Source organism: Pseudoduganella sp. GW821-FHT11H04, from assembly GCF_058807935.1.
The window spans coordinates 199,426-218,726 of record NZ_JBXARE010000003.1 but is presented as its reverse complement, the minus strand read 5'-3'; the positions used below and the strand labels follow the sequence as shown (position 1 = coordinate 218,726).

Here is a 19,301-nt window from a genome sequence, read left to right as displayed (position 1 = left end):
CGTGCAGGTCTTTTTTTTTCTGCGATGGGAATTGTCGCCATGTACACCTGTCCTTGCTGCGGCTATGCCACCTTCGCCGGCGCTCCCGGTTCGCTTGCCGCGTGCCAGGTCTGCGACTGGCACGACGACCTGCCGCAACTCTACTCCCCCTTCCTTGCCAGTGGCGCGAATGTGCATAGCCTGGCGGAAGCGCAAGTGCGCTATGTGCAGTTTGGCGGTGCGGCGGCGAGCGCTGATCACGTACGCGACCCGCACTGGTTCCCGCTGTGGCAGCAGAAGGCCGATATCCCCGACAACGAGCCAGCCGCCGACGCCACTACGTATGACCTGTATTACTGGCTCCGCACCCCGCGCTCCTCAGTGCCCGAGCAGCCGATTGGCCTGCGCCGTGTGCGCAACCGCATCATTGAATACCTGGAACTGGCTGGCTCCTTTGAGGCGCAACGTAAGTTGCAGGCGAGCGCGCCCGGTATGCCGGCGGCGGACGAAGTGCTGAATCAATGGGAAGACTGGGTAACGCCGGACTGGAAACAGCATTTCACTGAACCGGTCTTCTCGGCGGAAGAACGCAAGGGCATCGCGCAGTTTGCGCTTGTGTGGAGCGAGCTCGCGGATGGTGCGCCGCATCCCCTGCCGCGCCTTGAAACGCTGTTTGCGACGCCTAACTGGCAATCGTTGCAGCGTGCGGCGGCCACGCTGCTGGCAGTATTCCTGCTGCGCGGCCGCTCGGACGAGAACTAATCAACCTGCGCGTTTGGCGGCAATCGCATTGCCTGCGCGGCTGGCAGCCTTGCGGTTCAGGAAGTTGGAAATGAACTGGCCTGCGTCGACGACCTTGTCCAGGTCCACGCCGGTTTCAATGCCCAGGCCATTCATCATGTAGATCACGTCTTCCGTGGCGACGTTGCCGGTAGCGCCTTTGGCATAAGGGCAGCCGCCCAGGCCGGACACGGAGGAGTGGAAAATCTCAATGCCCACTTCCATCGAGGCGTAGATATTCGCCAGCGCCTGGCCGTAGGTATCGTGGAAGTGGCCCGCCAGACCGTTGGCGCGGAACTCCTTGATCGCGCGTTCCATCACGGCCTTGGTCTTGAGCGGGGTCGATACGCCGATGGTGTCGGCAATATCGATCTCGTCGCAACCCAGGTCGCGCATGCGGCCTACCACGTACGCCACGGAATCGAGCGGCACGTCGCCCTGGTATGGGCAGCCGAAGGCGGTGCTGACCGAAGCGCGCAGGCGCAGGCCTGCATCCTTTGCGGCTTTGGCCACCGGTACGAAGCGTTCGATCGACTCGGCGATCGAGCAGTTGATGTTCTTTTGCGAGAATGCTTCCGATGCGGCGCCGAAGATTACTACCTCATTCGCGCCGGCTGCCAGCGCGGCTTCGAAGCCCTGCATATTCGGGGTCAGCGCGGAATAGATCACGCCAGGCTTGCGGGTGATGCCGGCCATGACTTCTTTTGAAGTGGCCATCTGCGGCACCCATTTCGGCGATACGAAGGACGCCGCTTCAATATTCGGGAAGCCGGCTTCCGTCAGGCGGTTCACCAGCTCGATCTTCACGTCGGCCGGCACATCACCCTTTTCGTTTTGCAGGCCGTCGCGCGGGCCCACTTCGACAATCTTGACCTTCTTTGGCAAATTCATTTTCAGTATCCCTTTGTTCGGTTGATGACGTCGGCGACTTGTTCGCCGCGCGCATGTTGGCGCATCTTGCCAACCATCTGCTCCACGCTTTCGCGGCGCAGCGTCAAGGCGGAAATATGCGGCGTGATCGTAATACGCGGCTCCATCCAGAACGGATGCTGCGCCGGCAGCGGTTCGTTGCGGAACACGTCCAGCGTGGCGCCTGCGACCTGGCCGGACTTAATCAGCGGAAGCAGGTCCGGCTCGGCGATATGTGCTCCGCGCCCTACGTTGATGATGTAAGCGCCCTGCGGCAGCTTTTGCATATTGGCGCGGTTCAGTATGTTGGTGGTTTCTTCCGTCAGAGGCAGCATGCACACCACCACGCGCGACGAAGCGAGGAAGGCATCCAGCCCTTCGTCGCCGTGGAAGCACTCAACGCCTTCCAGCGACTTCGGCGAACGGCTCCATGCGCGCAAAGGGAAGCCAAACGGCTTCAGCGCTTCGATCACGTGCGAGCCGAGCGCTCCAACGCCCATCACGCCGACTGAAAAGTCTGCCTTGCTGCGCGCTTCCAATTGGAGCCAGGCTCCGGAGCGGGCCTGCGCTTCATATTCGTCCATGCGGCGGAAGTATCGCAGCACGGTATAGCTGACGTACTCCGCCATCTGAATACCCATGCCGGCATCGTTCAGCCGCACGATAGGAATATGCGGCGGAATCGCATGCGCGTACTTCATGATCGCATCGGCGCCGGCGCCGGTCAGGAAGATCGCTTTAACGCGCGCCAGGTCGGCCAGCATGGCTTGCGGCGGTGTCCACAGCACGGCGTAGTCGCAAGCTGGCAGGTCGGCGCTTTCGCGCCAGACCACCACTTCCGCCTCCGGCATGAAGTCGGCGAAATCCTTGATCCATGGCGCGGTGTTGCCATCCGCGCGATAAAGCAGGATGCGCATGCGCCTCCCTTAAGCTGCGGTCTTGAAGGCTAGCAGCGGAGCGCCGTCTGCTACCTGGTCGCCCACCGCGTACAGGACTTCTTCGACCACGCCGTCGTGAGGAGCGGAGATGGTGTGCTCCATTTTCATCGCTTCCATGATGACCAGCGGATCGCCCTTCTTCACTTCCTTGCCCTTCTCGGCCAGCACGGCGACAACCTTGCCCGGCATCGGCGCGGTCAGGCGGCCGCCTTCCGCTTCGGACTCACCGGCATGCGCCATCGGGTCGTTATAGTCCAGCACATAGTGGCCGCCGCCGGTGAAGACGTGGAAGGCATCTCCGTCGCGGCGCACGGTGCCGTGCACCGAGGTTTCGCCCAGCTTGATGCTCAGGTCAGAACCATCCTGCCTGAACAGGGACAGGTCGACTTCCAAGCCCTTGATCTCGAACTGCCAGCCATGCGGCAGGTAGGTCAGCATCGGTGCGTACTGCTTGTCATGCTCGTCGCTGAAGGACAGCTTGCGCGCATAGTTGAAGTTCATGCGCCAGCCCAGTGCCTGGCCCCACGGATCGCCTTTGTTGGCGCCGGATTGGGCGGCCGACTTGTCCTTTTCTTCTTCGATCAGCGATACCGCGGCCAGCGCCACTGCAGCGACTGGGATCGAACGTGCCGGCGGGAACAGCGCGTCGTGATTACGTTCAATCAGGCCGGTATCCAGGTCGGCGTTGGCGAAGGCGTCGCCTTCCACCAGGCGTTTCAGGAAGGCGATATTGGTCGCCAGGCCGACGATCTGGTATTGCGACAGCGCTTGCGCCATGCGGGCCAGCGCTTGCTTGCGGTCCGCGCCCCAGACGATCAGCTTGGCGATCATCGGGTCGTAGAACGGGGAAATTGCGTCGTTCGCGCGCACGCCGGAATCGATACGTACGGCGGATGGATGGCCAGGCACGCCGCCCAGTTCAAAGTTGACGGCGCCTGGCGTTTCCAGGTGGCGCAGTGTGCCGATCGACGGCAGGAAGCCCTTCTCTGGATTCTCGGCGTAGATACGCGCTTCGATCGAGTGGCCGTTGATGGTCAGCTCTTCCTGCTTCTTCGGCAGGGTTTCGCCGGCGGCGACGCGGATCTGCCATTCCACCAGGTCGGTGCCGGTGATCATTTCCGTCACTGGATGTTCCACCTGCAGGCGGGTATTCATCTCCATGAAGTAGAAGCTGCCGTCCTGGTTGGCGATGAATTCCACCGTGCCTGCGCCGACATAGCCTACAGCGCGAGCAGCGGCAACGGCGGCTTCGCCCATCGCGGCGCGGCGCTCTGCGCTCATGCCTGGCGCCGGCGCTTCTTCCAGAACTTTCTGGTGGCGGCGCTGCACGGAGCAGTCACGCTCGAACAGGTAGATGCAGTTGCCGTGCGTGTCGGCGAAAACCTGGATTTCGATATGGCGCGGGCGCTGCAGGTATTTCTCCGCCAGCACCTTGTCGTCGCCGAAGGAGCTGATCGCTTCGCGTTTGCAGGATGCCAGCGCATCCTTGAACGCTTCGGACGATTCGACCACGCGCATGCCCTTGCCGCCGCCGCCGGCCGAAGCCTTCAGCAGCACAGGGTAGCCGATGCGGTCTGCTTGTTCTTGCAGGAAGCCTGCGTCCTGATTGTCACCGTGATAGCCCGGCACCAGCGGCACATTGGCCTTCTCCATCAGCTGTTTTGCAGCTGATTTCGAACCCATGGCGCGCATGGCGGAAGCCGGCGGGCCAATAAAGGCCAGGCCTACTTCGGCGCAGGCATCCGCGAACTCGGCGTTCTCGGACAGGAAGCCATAGCCTGGGTGGATCGCTTCCGCACCGGTGGCCAGCGCCACGGCGATCAGCTTGTCGCCGCACAGGTAGGATTCCTTGGCGGCGGCCGGGCCGATGTTCACCGCTTCATCGCACACGGCAACATGCTTGGCGTTGGCGTCCGCATCCGAATACACGGCCACGGTCTTGATGCCCATGCGGCGTGCGGTTGCAGCGACGCGGCAAGCGATCTCGCCACGGTTGGCAATCAGGATTTTTTTGAACATGTCTCTCTCTACTCTTTTTGAATTCTTTTGAATTTTTTCTTAGCAGCCGCAGGCTTCTTTTTGTACGGAATCCAGCACGGCGCCGCGGGTCGGCAGGCCCAGTTTTGCCAGCAGTGCGCGGTCGTCGTTGGCTTCCGGGTTGTCGGTGGTCAGCAGCTTGTCGCCGTAGAAGATCGAGTTGGCGCCGGCCATGAAGCACATTGCCTGCACGGCTTCACCCAGTTCGCGGCGGCCAGCCGACAGGCGCACGCGCGCTTTCGGCATGGTGATGCGGGCGACAGCGATGGTGCGCACGAATTCCAGCGGGTCCAGCTTGTCCAGGCCGTGCAGCGGGGTGCCTTCCACTTGCACCAGGTGGTTGACCGGTACCGACTCAGGGTATGGGTTCAGGTTGGCCAGCTGGGCGATCAGGCCGGCGCGCTGCTCGCGCGTCTCGCCCATGCCCACGATGCCGCCGCAGCAGACCTTCAGGCCGGCGCTGCGCACGTGGCCCAGGGTGTCCAGGCGGTCCTGGTACTGGCGGGTGGAGATCACGTTGTCGTAGAAGTCCGGCGCGGTGTCCAGGTTATGGTTGTAGTAGTCCAGGCCCGCGTCCTTCAGGCGCTGAGCCTGTTCGGCTTCCAGCATGCCCAGGGTGGCGCAGGTTTCCAGGCCCATGGCCTTAACTTCGCGCACCATGGTTTCGACTTTTTCCATGTCGCGCTCTTTCGGGCTGCGCCAAGCGGCGCCCATGCAGAAACGGGTAGCGCCGTTGTCTTTTGCCTGCTTGGCGGCGTCCAGCACCGTGTCCAGGTCCAGGATCTTCTTGGCTTCCACGCCGGTGTCGTAGCGCGCGGCTTGCGGGCAGTAGCCGCAGTCCTCTTCGCAGCCGCCGGTCTTGATCGAGAGCAGGGTCGCCAGTTCAACGTCGCCGTCCGGCCAGTGGGCGCGGTGGGCTTCCTGCGCGCGGAACATCAAATCGTTGAATGGCAGCGCGTACAGTGCCATCACGTCTTCCAGAGGCCAGGTGGCGGCTTCCGGTACTTTGATGGCGGCGGTTGGACGGTGCAGTTGGACGGCTTTAGGTTCTTGCAGGGACATGTTCTTCCTCTCTTACTTGGTGCGGCGGCCCGGCCAATGTGGCAGGGACGTGAAGTTCAGGTATTCGGCAGCGGCGGCGGCAGTTGGATTTGCCAGTCGCGGGATGCGGCCGAGCAGCGGCGCGGGAATGCGCGCTGACAGTGCGGCGATATTCTCGTCCGCGAAGTTCATTTCAAATTCCAGCGTGTTGGCAACCCAGCCCACGAGCTTCAGGCCGCGCGCCTGGATCGCTTCCACGGTCAGCAGCGCGTGGTTGATGCAGCCCAGGCGCAGGCCCACCACCAGCACCACCGGCAGCGCAAGCTGCTCGGCCAGGTCGGCGGTGTCGAAATCGTCGGTCAGCGGCACGCGGAAACCGCCTACGCCTTCCACCACGATGGCATCGGTGGCGGCGGCGATTTCAACGTAGGCGGCCAGGATAGGTACCGGGTCGATTTCCAGGCCTTCCAGGGCGGCGGCGATATGCGGTGCCGCCGGCTCTTTCAGCATGAATGGGGTAGTCAGCGATTGCGGCAAGTGTACATTGCTTGCTTCGATCAGCTGGTCGGCATCGTCGTTATGCAACTGGCCGTTCTTCATCACCGCACCAGCGGCGACGGGTTTCATGCCGCAGGCTCGGGCGCCTTGTTGTACCAGCGCGTACAGCATGGCGGAAGACGTGAGAGTCTTGCCGATTTCGGTGTCGGTGCCCGCTACAAAGCAGGCGAAGCGTGGCGGCAGACCATCGGCGGCTGCGGCAGCTTGGGGCTCAGGAGTGATGACAGGGTCTTCGAGCGCCATATCAGGTCCTTTCCAGTTGGTTGATCGCGTCTGCCAGGCGGCGCACGTCGTCGGCTGTGTGACCAGCGGACAGGGTGATACGCAGGCGCGCGCTGCCGGCGGGCACGGTCGGCGGGCGGATGCCGCCTACCCAGATACCTTGCTCGTACAGCGCGGCTGACAGGCGCATGGTTTCGTCGTTTTCGCCAATGATGATTGGCTGGATTGCCGTTTTCGACGGCAGCAGTTGCCAGCGCTTCAGGCGCAGGCTGTCCTGCAATTGTGCCACCAGCGCCTCCAGGTGGGCGCGGCGCTCGCTGCCTTCGTCGCCACAGATGATATCCAGGCTTGCTTGCAGCGCATGTGCCAGCGCCGGTGGTGCGGCGGTGGTGAAGATGTATGGGCGGGCGCGCTGGATAAGCGTTTCCACCACGGTGCGGTGCGCCGCCACGAAGGCGCCGCCCACGCCGGCAGCCTTGCCCAGCGTGCCGACATACACCAGGTAAGGCGAGCGCATGGCGAAGTGCTCCAGCGCGCCACGGCCGTTCTCGCCCAGCGTGCCGAAGCCGTGGGCGTCGTCGACCACCAGCCAGGCCTTGTGCTGTTCGCACAGGGCCAGCAGCGCCGGCAGGTCGGCCAGGTCGCCATCCATAGAGAACACGGAATCGGTGACCACGATCTTGTTGCTGGCGGCGCTGGCGGCCAGCAGTTCGCCCAGCGCGGCCAAATCGGCGTGCGGATAGACGGACAGCTTGGTGCGCGCCAGGCGGGCGCCATCGATCAGGGAGGCATGGTTCAACGCCTCGCTGAAGATTTCGGTGTCCTTGTCGCCGACGGACAGGCCGGTCAGCACGGCCAGGTTGGCCATATAGCCAGTGCAGAAGTACAGCGCCTGCGCGTCGATCAGGTGCGGCGACATGAATTCGGCCAGGCGCTGCTCCAGCAGCGTGTGCGCACGGCTATGGCCGCTGATCAGGTGCGAGGCGCCGCTGCCGGTACCATACAGTTCAACGCCCTGCTGCATTGCTTCCGCCAGGCGCGGATGCGCGGCCAGGCCAAGGTAGTCGTTGCTGCAGAAGGCCAGCAGTTCGCGGCCATCGACCATGACGCGCGGCGCGCAGGCGGTTTCCACCGAGCGGCGCTTGCGGATCAGGTTTTTGTCATCCAGCGCTTGCAGCTGCTGGTCGAGTTTTGCGAGCAGTTCCATGGTCAGCCCACCCGCGTTTTCTCGAACACCGACAGCGTGCGCGCAGCCAGGCCCTCGATTTCCTCATCGCTGAGGATGTACGGCGGCATCAGGTACACGGTATTGCCGATTGGACGCAGCAGCAGTTCCTGCTTCGTGCCTTCGGTGAAGAAGCGGCGCGAGAAGCCCGGCGTGGCGCCGACGGCGTCAAACGCCCAGATCATGCCGCGGTTGCGGAAGTTCTCGGTGTGCTCGTGGTTCGCCAACGGCGCCAGCGCCTCGGTCAGCTTGCGCGAGCGGGCCTTGTTCGCTTCCAGCACATGGTCTTCGGCGAAGATGTCCAGCGTCGCCAGCGCTGCGCGGCAGGCCAGCGGGTTGCCGGTGTAGGAATGCGAATGCAGGAAGCCGCGCGTGACGTCCGCATCGTAGAAAGCCTGGTAGATCTCGTCGCGGGACAGCACGATGGACAGCGGCAGGTAGCCGCCGCTGATGCCCTTCGACAGGCACAGGAAGTCCGGCCAGACGCCTGCTTGTTCGCAGGCGAAGAAGGTGCCTGTGCGGCCGCAGCCCACGGCGATTTCGTCCAGGATCAGGTGCACGCCGTGCTTGTCGCACAGCTCGCGCACCAGTTTCAGGTAAAGCGGATCATGCATCGCCATGCCGGTGGCGCATTGCACCAGCGGCTCGATGATGATGGCGGCGATCTTGCCGGCGCGTTCGGTGAACATGCGTTCGACGTCGGCGGCGGCGCGGCGCGCCACGTCGGCAGCCGTTTCGCCTTCCGCAGCCTGGCGCGCATCCGGCGACATCACGGTCTGCGTGGCGCGCAGCAGCGGGCCGTAGGCATCCTTGAACAGCGCCACGTCGGTCACGGCCAGCGCGCCGATGGTCTCGCCGTGGTAGCTGCCCTTCAGGCAAACGAATTCCTGCTTGTCGCCCTGGCCCATATTGCGCCAGGCGTGGAAGCTCATTTTCAATGCGATTTCGACCGCCGACGCGCCATCCGACGCGTAGAAGGCGTGGCCCAGATTGTGCTGGGTCAGCGCCGCCAGGCGTTCACTGAGCTGGATCACCGGCTCGTGGGTGAAGCCGGCCAGCATCGCATGCTCCAGCATGTCGAGCTGTTCGCGCAGCGCCGCGTTGATGCGCGGGTTGGCGTGGCCGAACAGGTTCACCCACCAGGAGCTGATCGCATCCAGATAGCGGTTGCCTTGGTGGTCATACAGCCACACGCCGCGGCCATGGCTGACGGGAATCAGCGGGACCGTTTCATGGTGCTGCATCTGGGTGCACGGGTGCCATACAGACTTCAGGCTACGTGCTACCCAATCGCTTTGTTGGTTCACTTCCAAAAACTGCTCCGTTCAATTCAGCCAGCCCGGCTTGCGCTTCTCGAGGAAGGAAGCAACGCCTTCGCGGCCTTGCTCGGAAGCGCGGATGTGGGCGATGCGTTCGGCCGTATCGGCCAGCAGCGCATCGTTCACCGCTTTGCCGACCACGTCGCGCACCAGCACTTTGGCTTCCTTCACTGCGTTCGGGCTGTTGGTCACCAACGCCTTCAGCACTTCCGCCATCTTGGCATCCAGTGCATCGGCGGCGACCAGTTCGTGCACCATGCCGATGCGGTGTGCTTCGGCGGCGCTGAAACGTTCGGCGGTGAGGAAATAGCGGCGCGAAGCCTGCTCACCCATCGCCTTGATCACGTATGGCGAAATGGTCGCGGGGATCAAACCCAGTTTCACTTCGCTCAGGCAGAAATTCGCTTCCGGCACGGCGACGATGATGTCGCAAGCCGCAACGAGACCCATGCCGCCCGCATAGCAATCGCCATGCACGCGCGCGACGGTCGGTTTCGGGCACAGGTAGATCGTGCGCAGCATTTGCGCCAGCTGCATGGCGTCGGCCTGGTTCTCCTCGTGGGAGTAGTGGGCCATTTTTTTCATCCAGTTCAGGTCACCGCCGGCGCAGAAGGCCGGGCCGTTCGCGGCCAGCACAATGGCGCGCACGGTTTCGTTGCGGCCCAGTTCCGAGAAGGCGCGCGTCAGGTCGTTGATCGAATGCTCGTTGAAGGCATTGCGCACGTCCGGACGGTTCAGGGTGACGGTGGCGATCTTGTCGTTGATGTCGACGGTCAGGGTTTCGTAGGTCATCGTCATCTCCTTACATGCGGAACACGCCGAACTTGGTATCCGGGATTGGCGCGTTCAGCGCAGCGGACAGGCCCAGGCCCAGCACCATGCGGGTGTCGGCTGGATCGATCACGCCGTCGTCCCACAGGCGCGCGGAGGCGTAGTAAGGGTGGCCCTGGTGCTCGTACTGTTCCTTGATCGGCTGCTTGAAGGCAGCTTCTTCCTCAGCGCTCCACTTGCCGCCCTTGCCTTCGATGCCGTCGCGCTTGACGGTGGCCAGCACGCCTGCGGCCTGCTCGCCGCCCATGACGGAGATGCGGGCGTTAGGCCACATCCACAACATGCGTGGCGAGTAAGCGCGGCCGCACATGCCGTAGTTGCCGGCGCCGAAGGAGCCGCCGATGATCACGGTGAATTTCGGCACGGAGGCGGTAGCCACAGCGGTCACCATCTTGGCGCCGTTACGGGCGATGCCTTCGTTTTCGTACTTGCGGCCGACCATGAAGCCGGTGATGTTCTGCAGGAAGACCAGCGGGATCTTGCGCTGGCAGCACAGTTCGATGAAGTGCGTGCCTTTCAGCGCGGACTCGGAGAACAGGATGCCGTTGTTGGCAATGATGCCGACCTTCATGCCATAGATATGGGCGAAGCCGCACACCAGGGTAGTGCCGTAGCGCGCCTTGAATTCATCGAATTCGGAGCCGTCGACGATACGCGCGATCACTTCGCGGATATCGAAAGGCTTGCGGGTATCGACCGGGATCACGCCGTACAGTTCTTCCGGCGCGTACTTCGGCTCCACCGCTTCGCGCAGCACGCCCTGCTGCGGCTTCTGGCGGTTCAGGTTGGAGACGATGGTGCGGGCCATCGACAGCGCATGCATATCGTCCTGCGCCAGGTGGTCGGCCACGCCGGACAGGCGGGTGTGCACGTCGCCGCCGCCCAGGTCTTCAGCGGAAACCACTTCGCCGGTCGCCGCCTTCACCAGCGGAGGGCCGCCGAGGAAAATGGTGCCCTGTTCTTTCACGATGATCGATTCGTCCGACATGGCCGGCACGTAAGCGCCGCCCGCAGTGCAGGAACCCATCACCACCGCGATTTGCGGGATGCCCTTGGCCGACATATTGGCCTGGTTGAAGAAGATACGGCCGAAGTGGTCGCGGTCCGGGAACACGTCGTCCTGGTTCGGCAGGTTGGCGCCGCCCGAGTCCACCAGGTAGATGCACGGCAGGTTGTTCTGCTCCGCGATCTCCTGCGCACGCAGGTGTTTCTTCACCGTCATCGGGTAGTAGGTGCCGCCCTTCACGGTGGCGTCGTTACACACGATCACGCATTCCTGGCCGTTGACGCGGCCGATGCCGGTGATCACGCCCGCTGCGGGAGCGGCGTTGTCGTACATATCGTAGGCAGCCAGCTGCGAGAATTCGAGGAAGGGTGTGCCGGGATCGAGCAGCATCTGAACGCGGTCGCGTGGCAGCAGCTTGCCGCGCGCCACGTGCTTGGCGCTGGCCGCTTCGCCGCCGCCTTGCGCCGCTTTTGCGACTTTGGCGCGCAGGTCATCGACCAGGGCTTGCATGGCGACGGCGTTGGCTTTGAAGTCCTCGCTGCGCGGATTGAGTTTGCTTTCGATATGCGGCATGTCTCGTCCTCTTGTCTTATTCTGGAAATTCGCCGTCGACGTAATACCAGCGCAAGCCACCCTCGGCCGGTTCGCGCAGGAAGCGGCTCAGCTCATGCAGACGCTGGCCGCGGCCATTCACGCGCAGGCGGGCGACGAACTCGACAAAATCCTCGTTCGGCTGTGCCTCTGCTTTACGTTGACGTAAACGTAAAGCAGATTTTACCTCAAGTCCCAGCCATTGGAGCTTTTCGTTCGGGTCGACTATTTTTTCTTTTGGGCGGGTGGATTCGTGCCAGGTTGACAACAAATACTGCTCATTCCGAAGCGTATAGGCAGAATAGCGGGAGCGCATCAGCTGCTCAGCTGTCTCCGGCAGGGCTTTCCCTTCGATAAAGGGGCCGCAGCAAGCCTCAAAAGAAGGACCGCCGCATGGGCAGCCGACAGGGGTCTTGGATTTGGACATCCCGCCATTATCCGCCATATCGGCGGCCGGCGGGTTTCAGGGCGGCATATCCATTTCGCGTGCCGACTATCTGGTTCAGGCCTTATAGGCCAGGAAGTCGAGCTCGAAAGGTGCTTCCTTGCCGCGCATCAGGGTGGCGAGCAGGTTGGCGCTGCCGCAGGCGAGCGTGAAGCCCAGGCCGCCGTGGCCGACGTTGAGCCAGAGGTTGGGGTATGGCGTCGGGCCGATGATGGGGGCGCCGTTTGGGGTTGCGGGGCGCAGGCCTGCCCAGGCTTCGGCCTTGTCGTAGTCAGCGGCATTGGGCATCGTTTCGCGCGCCATGCGGGACATGCTGGCAATCCGGCGCCGGTCGATTCGTTTGTTTTCGCCCACCAGGTCAACCATGGCTGCGATGCGCAGTTCGTTGCCGATGCGGGCGTACAAGGTCTTGCGCTCAAAGTCGGTCACGCTGATATTGGGCGACAAATGCCCTTCGCCGATCGGCGCTGTCAGGCTGTAGCCCTTCAGCGGATAAATCGGCAAGTCGAGGTTGGCGGTGGCGGCCAGGTCGCGGCTCTGGATGCCGGCCGCCAGCACGTAGTGGTCGGCCGTGATCCAGCCGGCATCGGTCTCAATCGCTGACACCTTGCCGCGGTCGACAAAGATATGGCGCGCCGAAGTATGCATGCAGCGCTCAAAGCGCGGGTGGGCGACAATGCGCCTTTCCAGCGCCATGCAGAAGGCATAGCAATCCGCCACCGCTTCACCGGGATTGAAAATGCCGCCGGCCAGCTTCGAGGCCACTTGCGCCAACGCAGGCTCGATACGGGCCGTATCGGCGCCCCACAGCACGGCGCGGTTGTCGTCGACGCCGGGCTTGTCCAGCGCCGCCTTGAAGGCTTCCTCGCTGCGGTACACCACCAGCTTGCCGGCATTGCGCCAGTTGAACCTGGACAGCGGCAGTTTCAGTTCCAGCTGGGTCAATGACTCCCGGCTCAGCTCACTCAGCTGCAAGAGCTTGGCGGTAATGCGGGCATTGGTTTCGGCATTGCAGTTTTTCAGGAATTGGCTGATCCAGCGCCATTGCCGGTAGTCGGCTTCAGGACGGAAGCGCAGTGGGCCGTCTTTCTCAAACAGCCACTGCATCACCTTTTTCGGGACGCCGACGTCGGCCAGCGGCGACACATAGCGATAGCTCAGCTGCCCGCCATTGCGGTAGCTGGCGGCAGAGCCAACGGTAGGCGCGCGCTCGAGCAGGGTAACGCGGAAGCCTGCTTCCAGCAGCCACCACGCTGACGCCAGGCCGACCACGCCGCCGCCAATCACTATTACCTGCTGACCATTTGCCATTACATCTCCGAGATATGCAGCGTCAAGCTTAAGGCCAATGTTTCCTCGTGGCAAATACTTTCAGTTCACTCCCCGTGCTTGAGGATGGCATGTTGGTAGATTGCATCGAGGATCTTTTCCTCGGCCCGGGTATGGGCGGAAATGTGGCCCGGGTCGGCTTCCGGATCACTGCCGAAGCCGCCGATCAGGGACACAATGCCCTGCTTCTTCTTCAAGTCTACGGCGAAGGTGGAGATCAGGCCATAAGCTTCTCCAAGATGGCCGACCGCCTGGAAGCGGCCATCTTTCGGCAAGCCGCCCATATTGCCCCGCACATCGGCAAAGCGCTGCGCACCCAGGCCCCAGCTGTGATACAGCCCTTTCAGCCTATCGCCATTGACGCCGTTGAAACGCCACTGCTCGCCGAACATGATCGCCAGCGACTCCGGCTTCAGGATTTGCTTGCCCTCGTAACGGCCATTGTTGATCAACATGAGCATGATCTTGCCCATATCGGGCGCAGACATTCGCATGCCGCCGGTCGGGCTGAACGGCGTGGCATTCGCGCCGATCACATATTTCTCGATGCCGGCAGGCGGCTGCGGCGCTGCAACGCCATAGTCATCCACCTGCGCGATCCACGGACCCTTGTTGTCCCAGATTTCCGTATCGCGCGTTCGCCGCCGATACAGGGTCGCCGTGTCGGCCACTTCCTGCGCGCTGAATTCGGCAGGGTTGTAGCCGCCGTGCAGGCCCATTGGTGTTAGCAGCAGGCGCTTCATCAAGCGGTCGAAGCGCTCGCCCGTCGCGCGCTCCATGATGGTGCCGATTACCGCCCAGTTCAGGTTGGAGTAGGTGAAGTACTGGCCAGGCTCGCCATCACGCGCCCACATTGTGCCTTCGGGGACCAGCACATCGCGCAGCGCCGTGCCGCTAGGCCAGGAATAACCCGCGTCGTCACTCAGCGTTGACGTGTGGCCCAGCAAATGTCGCAGCGTGATCGCGCGCGCCGGGTAATTCGGATTGCGCAGCGCGAAACCAAGATAGTCGCCCGCATCGGCATCGAGCGACAGCTCGCCTTCCTCCACCAGCTTCATCACGCCGAAGGTGGTCATCAATTTCGAAATGGAAGCGATGCGGAACATGGTCTGCGGCGTCACCGGTGCAGTTGTGCCGGACATCCGCCGCAGGCCGAACTGTTGTTGATAAACCACCTTGCCATCACGAACCGCCAGCACCGACAAGCCTGATAAGGGATGCTGCGCATCGTTCACGATGGCCGCCAGTTCAGCATCCAGTTTGCTGGCCGCTGCATGGCCCATTCCGCTCAACAGCACCGCGCCAATCAAGGCGCGCACACCTTTTTGCATGCGTTTTCCTATCGCCAAAAACATCAACCAGTAAATGAAAAGAGCAGCGTGATTTCGCTTTCGCTATTACACTAGCAACTATAGGAGAAAAGTAATGAGCCTCACCAGCGCTGAATTCAAACCAGATCAACAAGACAATTCGCCGCTGTACATGCAGATTGCCCGCAAGTTGAGCGACGATGTTCGAAACGGACGCTATCAGGTAGACCAGGCATTGCCTTCCGAACGAACGCTTTCGGAATTGCTGAACGTTTCGCGCGTCACTGCGCGCAAGGCCATCGACCAGTTGGTCGACCAGGGCCTGGTGGTGCGCCGCCGCGGCTCGGGCAACTATATCGCTCCGCGCATCGAACAACCGCTGTCGAACCTGACCAGCTTCTCGGAACAACTGTCCCAACGCGGCTACAAGCCCGGCTCTCGCTGGCTCAAACGCGCCGTTGTTGCCGCAACTGCGGACGAACAACTGAGTCTCGGTTTATCGCCGAATACCCGCGTGGCAAGGCTGGAGCGCTTGCGCCTGGCCGATGACGTGGTGATGGCGTATGAAGTTTCGGTGCTGCCGCAAACCATCGTCGCCGATCCGGAATTGATCGGCGATTCGCTTTACCAGTACCTGGATTCGGTCGGCAAAGGACCGGCGCGCGCGCTGCAGCATATCCGCGCAATGAATGCCTCGGCCGAACTGGCGCGCCAGCTGGAAGTGCCGGAAGGCCAGGCCGTGTTGTTTATCACCCGTATCGCCTATCTTGAATCGGGACAGGCGATCGAGCTCACGCACTCTTACTGCCGCAGCGATCATTACGACTTTGTGGCGGAGATGCGAAGGGCTGCATAAAGCCTTTCTTTATATGCTGAAAACTGAAACTCCCAGTTCGCAGCATTTAGAACTGGACCAATATCCCACAGAGCAGCTGGTCGCTGCCTTTGCCGACGACCAGCTGAACGCTGTGCAGGCCGTACGCGCCGCCGTCCCCTCCATTGCCCTAGCCATTGAAGCAGCCGTGCCGCGTATCGAAGCGGGCGGCCGCCTGCTCTACGTCGGCGCGGGAACCTCGGGCCGCCTCGGCGTACTCGATAGCGTCGAACTCTATCCCACCTTCTCCTGGCCGTACGAGCGTGCGGTCGCAATCCTCGCCGGCGGTGCAGACGCCATGTTCAAGGCTGTGGAAGGCGCGGAAGATGACCGTACCCAGGGCGCGCGCGACTTGCTGGCGCTGAAGCCAGGCAAAGACGACGTGGTGCTGGCGCTGGCCGCCTCGGGGACCACGCCTTATGTGCTGGGGGCCATCGAAGCAGCGCGTAATGCCGGCGCCCTGACCATCGGCATCGCCAACAACCCCGGCGCACCGGTGGTGAAGGAAGCAGAATTCGGCATCACCCTCGATACCGGCAACGAAATCATTTCCGGCAGCACGCGCCTGAAAGCAGGCACCGCGCAGAAGATCGTGCTGAATACAATTTCCAGCGCCATCATGGTCCGCCTGAACAAGGTTTATGGAAACTTGATGGTAGACTTGAAGCCGACCAATGCGAAGCTGTACGCACGCACGGTGCGGCTCACCATGCACGCCACCGGCGCCGAAGAAGAGGCAGCCCGCAAAACGCTGGAACAGTGCGGTTTCCACGTCAAAGTGGCGGTGGTCGCCCTGTTGAAGAAAACCACGGTCCAGCAAGCGCAAGACTTGCTGGGCCAGGCCAAGGGTAGCGTACGCGGCGCGCTCGGCCGATAAGAAAGGACGTAATGGATCGAGCGCAGCAACGCAGCCCCTGGGGCTGGGTCCCGACACTGTATTTCAACCAGGGCATTCCCTACTTTGCGGTCATGGCGCTGTCCACCGCAATGTACAAAGACCTCGGCATCTCCAACGCGGACATGGCGTTCTACACCGGCTGGCTGTACCTGCCCTGGGTCATCAAGCCGCTCTGGTCCCCACTGATCGAAATGTTCGGCACCAAGCGCGCCTGGGTCGCCATCCTGCAGATGGTGCTGGGTGTGTCGCTGGGCGCGGTCGCCTTCACGCTGCCGCTATCGAACTTCTTCCAGCTAAGCCTTGGCGTTTTATGGTTGATGGCCTTCAGCTCCGCCACCCACGATATCGCGGCGGACGGCTTCTACATGCTTGGCCTGCGGCAGAAGCAGCAGGCCGAATTCGTCGGCGTGCGCAGCACCTTCTATCGCGCGGCCAATGTGGCCTGCAATGGCGGCCTGCTTTTCCTCGCCGGTGAAATCATCAAGTATTACGGCAACCCGCATATGGCCTGGGCCGTGACCTTCGGCGTGGCGGGAGCGGTGTTCCTGGCGCTGGCGATCTACCATTTCTTCGCGCTGCCCAAGCCGGCGGAAGATGCACCGGCCAAGCACGCGGTGTCGCCGATGCAGGAATTCTTTGCCACCTTCGGCGCTTTCTTCCGCAAAGAAGGCATTGTCGTCATCCTGCTGTTCCTGCTGCTGTTCCGCCTTGGCGAGTCGCAGCTGCTGAAGATGGTGGTGCCCTTCCTGAAAGACCCGCTGGAAAAAGGCGGCCTCGGCATGAGCACCGCCGACGTGGGCATTGCCTATGGCACGGTGGGCATCATTGGCCTGATCCTGGGCGGCCTGGCGGGCGGCTGGCTGATCTCCCGCTTTGGCCTCAAGCGCTGCCTGTGGCCTTTCGCGATTGCCATCCACATTCCGGACCTGGTCTTTGTCTACCTGTCGCAAGCCCAGCCCCAGGGTTTCGCCTGGATTTCGACCTGCCTGGCGATTGAGCAGTTTGGCTATGGCCTGGGCTTTACCTCCTTCATGATGTACATGATCATGGTCAGCCAGGGCGAGCACAAGACTGCCCACTACTCGATCTGCACCGGCTTCATGGCGCTTGGCATGATGATTCCGCAGATGGCCAGCGGGAAGATCCAGGAGATCCTGGGTTACCAGCACTTCTTCATTTACGCCTGCACGGCGACCATCCCCGCCTTCATCATGACGGCCCTGATCAAGATAGACCCCGAGTTCGGCCGCGAATAGTAGGTAGAATACGGCTCCTGCTGATGTGAGGATTAGGTTTTGGCTTTTAATGCGAAAAGGCGGCTGACCATAGCCGCCGCCGCGGCCGGCGTGGCCGCATTGATGGGGGCATGTGCGACGTCGCCCACCGCCCCAGCCGACGGGGAAGCCGCGGCTTCCCCGGCAGGCGCCGGCGGCAACGCGCCTGCTCCTGGCGCAGCCGCCCCGATGCAGCAGCCCATCACCGGCGAACAGCCGCCCGCCGCACCGCGCGAATTCCGCGCCGCCTGGGTGTCCACGGTCGCCAATATCGACTGGCCAAGCCGCAGCAACCTGCCGCCCGCGCGCCAGCAGGCGGAAGCCATCGCCATCCTCGACCGCGCCAAGGCGCTGCACCTGAACGCCATCGTGTTGCAAGTGCGCCCCAGCGCGGACGCCATCTACCCCTCCAAGCTGGAACCGTGGTCGGAATTCCTGACCGGCCAGCAAGGCAGGGCGCCGGAGCCGGCCTGGGATCCGCTGGCCTTCTGGATCAGCCAGGCCCACGCACGCGGCCTTGAGCTGCATGCCTGGTTCAATCCTTACCGCGCACGCCACTCCGCCGCACGCACGCCGAACGCGCGCGAACACATCGCCAGCACCAAGCCGCAGGTGGTGCGCCAGTACGGCAAGTTCCAATGGATGGACCCGGGCGAGGAAGCCGCCGCCCAGCAAACCCTGGACGTGATCCTGGACGTGGTGCGCCGCTACGATATCGACGGCGTCCACATCGACGATTATTTCTACCCCTACCCGATCGAAGCCCCCGGCGCCAATGGCGGCGAGGCGGCGCTGGATGCGCCATCGAACGGCAACAAGCCGGAACTGGAATTCCCGGACGCCGTGTCGTTCCAGCGCTACCAGCAAGGCGGCGGCACCCTGGACCGCGCCAACTGGCGCCGCCAGAACGTCAACCAGCTGATCGAAGCCCTCAACACAGGCATCCACAAGGAAAAGTCCTGGGTACGCTTTGGCATCAGCCCCTTCGGCATTGGCCGCCCGGACCGCCGGCCGCCCGGCATCCAGGGTTTCAGCCAGTACGACAAGCTGTATGCCGACGCCGAAACCTGGCTGCAGAACGGCTGGCTCGATTACCTGGCGCCGCAGCTGTACTGGCCAATCGCCCAGCAGCCGCAAGCCTTCCCCGTGCTGCTCGATTACTGGCTTGGCCAGAACAAGCGTGGCCGCCATATCTGGCCCGGCCTGTACACCAGCCGCATCGACGACAGCAGCAAATCCTTCACGCCTGACGAAATCGTGCAGCAGGTCGGCGTACTGCGCGGCCGCGCCAACGCCAATGGCCACATCCACTTCAGCATCGCCGCGCTGATGCAAAACCGCAAAGGCGTGAGCGACCAGCTGAAAAACGCCAGCTACCAGGGCCCGGCCCTGGTGCCGGCCTCTCCATGGCTTGGCAGCGAAGCCCCGCCCGCGCCGACTGTCTCAGTCAAGCGCCATGCCAGCGGCCTGGCTGTCATACTCGGCAATGCCGCGCGCGCCACGCACCTTGCTATCTGGGCACGTTATGGCGAGGAATGGCGTTTCAATGTGGTGCCGGCTGGCCGCAGCGAAGTAGTATTGACCGACGATAACGGCGTGCCGGCGCGCAGCGTGGTGGTTTCCGCCGTCGACCGTCTTGGCAACGAAAGTCCAAGAGTTTCCGCAGCGCCATAACTTATCGAAATGGGAGGAGAACGTCCTTTCGTGTAAAGATGTCACCATTACAACGTACACT

At 62.7% G+C, this 19,301-nt stretch carries 17 protein-coding genes; 5 read left to right on the top strand and 12 right to left on the bottom strand.

The genetic code is table 11. The features are described 5' to 3' along the window. The first annotated feature begins 39 nt into the window (after window positions 1-39). On the top strand, window positions 40-741 hold the full coding sequence (locus AC1RTP_RS07985) for a CPCC family cysteine-rich protein (protein ID WP_498606189.1): 702 nt from the start codon (window positions 40-42) through the stop codon (window positions 739-741). On the opposite strand, the gene AC1RTP_RS07980 is transcribed toward AC1RTP_RS07985, so the two are convergent. The 12 genes from AC1RTP_RS07980 to AC1RTP_RS07925 form a co-directional block, all read right to left on the bottom strand. After that, the gene (locus AC1RTP_RS07980; RefSeq protein WP_498606187.1) at window positions 742-1,650 is read right to left on the bottom strand and encodes a hydroxymethylglutaryl-CoA lyase; all 909 of its coding nucleotides are present in this window, start codon (window positions 1,648-1,650) and stop codon (window positions 742-744) included. It lies immediately after the preceding gene. A gap of 2 nt (window positions 1,651-1,652) precedes the next feature. Continuing rightward, the gene (locus tag AC1RTP_RS07975; RefSeq protein ID WP_498606185.1) at window positions 1,653-2,585 is read right to left on the bottom strand and encodes a 2-hydroxyacid dehydrogenase; all 933 of its coding nucleotides are present in this window, start codon (window positions 2,583-2,585) and stop codon (window positions 1,653-1,655) included. Window positions 2,586-2,594: 9 nt separating this feature from the next. Further along, window positions 2,595-4,625, bottom strand: a complete 2,031-nt coding sequence (locus AC1RTP_RS07970) for an acetyl/propionyl/methylcrotonyl-CoA carboxylase subunit alpha (protein WP_498606183.1) — start codon at window positions 4,623-4,625, stop codon at window positions 2,595-2,597. A 39-nt stretch (window positions 4,626-4,664) separates the two neighbouring features. Beyond that, on the bottom strand, window positions 4,665-5,705 hold the full coding sequence (bioB, locus tag AC1RTP_RS07965; RefSeq protein WP_498606181.1) for a biotin synthase BioB: 1,041 nt from the start codon (window positions 5,703-5,705) through the stop codon (window positions 4,665-4,667). A gap of 12 nt (window positions 5,706-5,717) precedes the next feature. Beyond that, window positions 5,718-6,485, bottom strand: a complete 768-nt coding sequence (gene bioD / locus AC1RTP_RS07960; RefSeq protein WP_498606178.1) for a dethiobiotin synthase — start codon at window positions 6,483-6,485, stop codon at window positions 5,718-5,720. Between the two features lies 1 nt (window position 6,486). Continuing rightward, window positions 6,487-7,671: an 8-amino-7-oxononanoate synthase gene (gene bioF, locus AC1RTP_RS07955; RefSeq protein WP_498606175.1), complete on the bottom strand. Its 1,185-nt coding sequence runs from the start codon at window positions 7,669-7,671 to the stop codon at window positions 6,487-6,489. 2 nt (window positions 7,672-7,673) lie between these two features. Further along, window positions 7,674-9,002 (bottom strand): adenosylmethionine--8-amino-7-oxononanoate transaminase, encoded by a 1,329-nt coding sequence (gene bioA / locus AC1RTP_RS07950; protein WP_498606174.1) that lies wholly within the window; start codon window positions 9,000-9,002, stop codon window positions 7,674-7,676. A 12-nt stretch (window positions 9,003-9,014) separates the two neighbouring features. Continuing rightward, window positions 9,015-9,800 (bottom strand): enoyl-CoA hydratase/isomerase family protein, encoded by a 786-nt coding sequence (locus AC1RTP_RS07945; RefSeq protein ID WP_498606172.1) that lies wholly within the window; start codon window positions 9,798-9,800, stop codon window positions 9,015-9,017. Window positions 9,801-9,810: 10 nt separating this feature from the next. Further along, on the bottom strand, window positions 9,811-11,418 hold the full coding sequence (locus AC1RTP_RS07940; protein ID WP_498606170.1) for a carboxyl transferase domain-containing protein: 1,608 nt from the start codon (window positions 11,416-11,418) through the stop codon (window positions 9,811-9,813). Window positions 11,419-11,434: 16 nt separating this feature from the next. After that, window positions 11,435-11,863, bottom strand: coding sequence for a YchJ family protein (locus AC1RTP_RS07935; protein WP_498606168.1), 429 nt, complete (start codon window positions 11,861-11,863; stop codon window positions 11,435-11,437). 75 nt (window positions 11,864-11,938) lie between these two features. After that, the gene (locus tag AC1RTP_RS07930; protein WP_498606167.1) at window positions 11,939-13,192 is read right to left on the bottom strand and encodes a D-amino acid dehydrogenase; all 1,254 of its coding nucleotides are present in this window, start codon (window positions 13,190-13,192) and stop codon (window positions 11,939-11,941) included. 65 nt (window positions 13,193-13,257) lie between these two features. After that, window positions 13,258-14,541 carry a serine hydrolase domain-containing protein gene (locus AC1RTP_RS07925; protein WP_498606165.1) on the bottom strand — a complete coding sequence of 428 codons (1,284 nt, stop codon included), beginning with the start codon at window positions 14,539-14,541 and terminating at the stop codon, window positions 13,258-13,260. Window positions 14,542-14,635: 94 nt separating this feature from the next. Between AC1RTP_RS07925 and AC1RTP_RS07920 the strand changes: the two genes are divergently transcribed. From AC1RTP_RS07920 to AC1RTP_RS07905, 4 genes are read left to right on the top strand one after another with little or no spacing between them, the layout of a single operon-like run. Continuing rightward, the gene (locus AC1RTP_RS07920) at window positions 14,636-15,376 is read left to right on the top strand and encodes a GntR family transcriptional regulator (protein WP_498606163.1); all 741 of its coding nucleotides are present in this window, start codon (window positions 14,636-14,638) and stop codon (window positions 15,374-15,376) included. 13 nt (window positions 15,377-15,389) lie between these two features. Continuing rightward, on the top strand, window positions 15,390-16,271 hold the full coding sequence (murQ, locus tag AC1RTP_RS07915; protein WP_498606161.1) for an N-acetylmuramic acid 6-phosphate etherase: 882 nt from the start codon (window positions 15,390-15,392) through the stop codon (window positions 16,269-16,271). An 11-nt stretch (window positions 16,272-16,282) separates the two neighbouring features. Then, window positions 16,283-17,548 carry an MFS transporter gene (locus AC1RTP_RS07910; RefSeq protein WP_498606159.1) on the top strand — a complete coding sequence of 422 codons (1,266 nt, stop codon included), beginning with the start codon at window positions 16,283-16,285 and terminating at the stop codon, window positions 17,546-17,548. A gap of 39 nt (window positions 17,549-17,587) precedes the next feature. Next, window positions 17,588-19,240 carry a glycoside hydrolase family 10-like protein gene (locus AC1RTP_RS07905; RefSeq protein WP_498606158.1) on the top strand — a complete coding sequence of 551 codons (1,653 nt, stop codon included), beginning with the start codon at window positions 17,588-17,590 and terminating at the stop codon, window positions 19,238-19,240. Window positions 19,241-19,301: the final 61 nt, after the last annotated feature.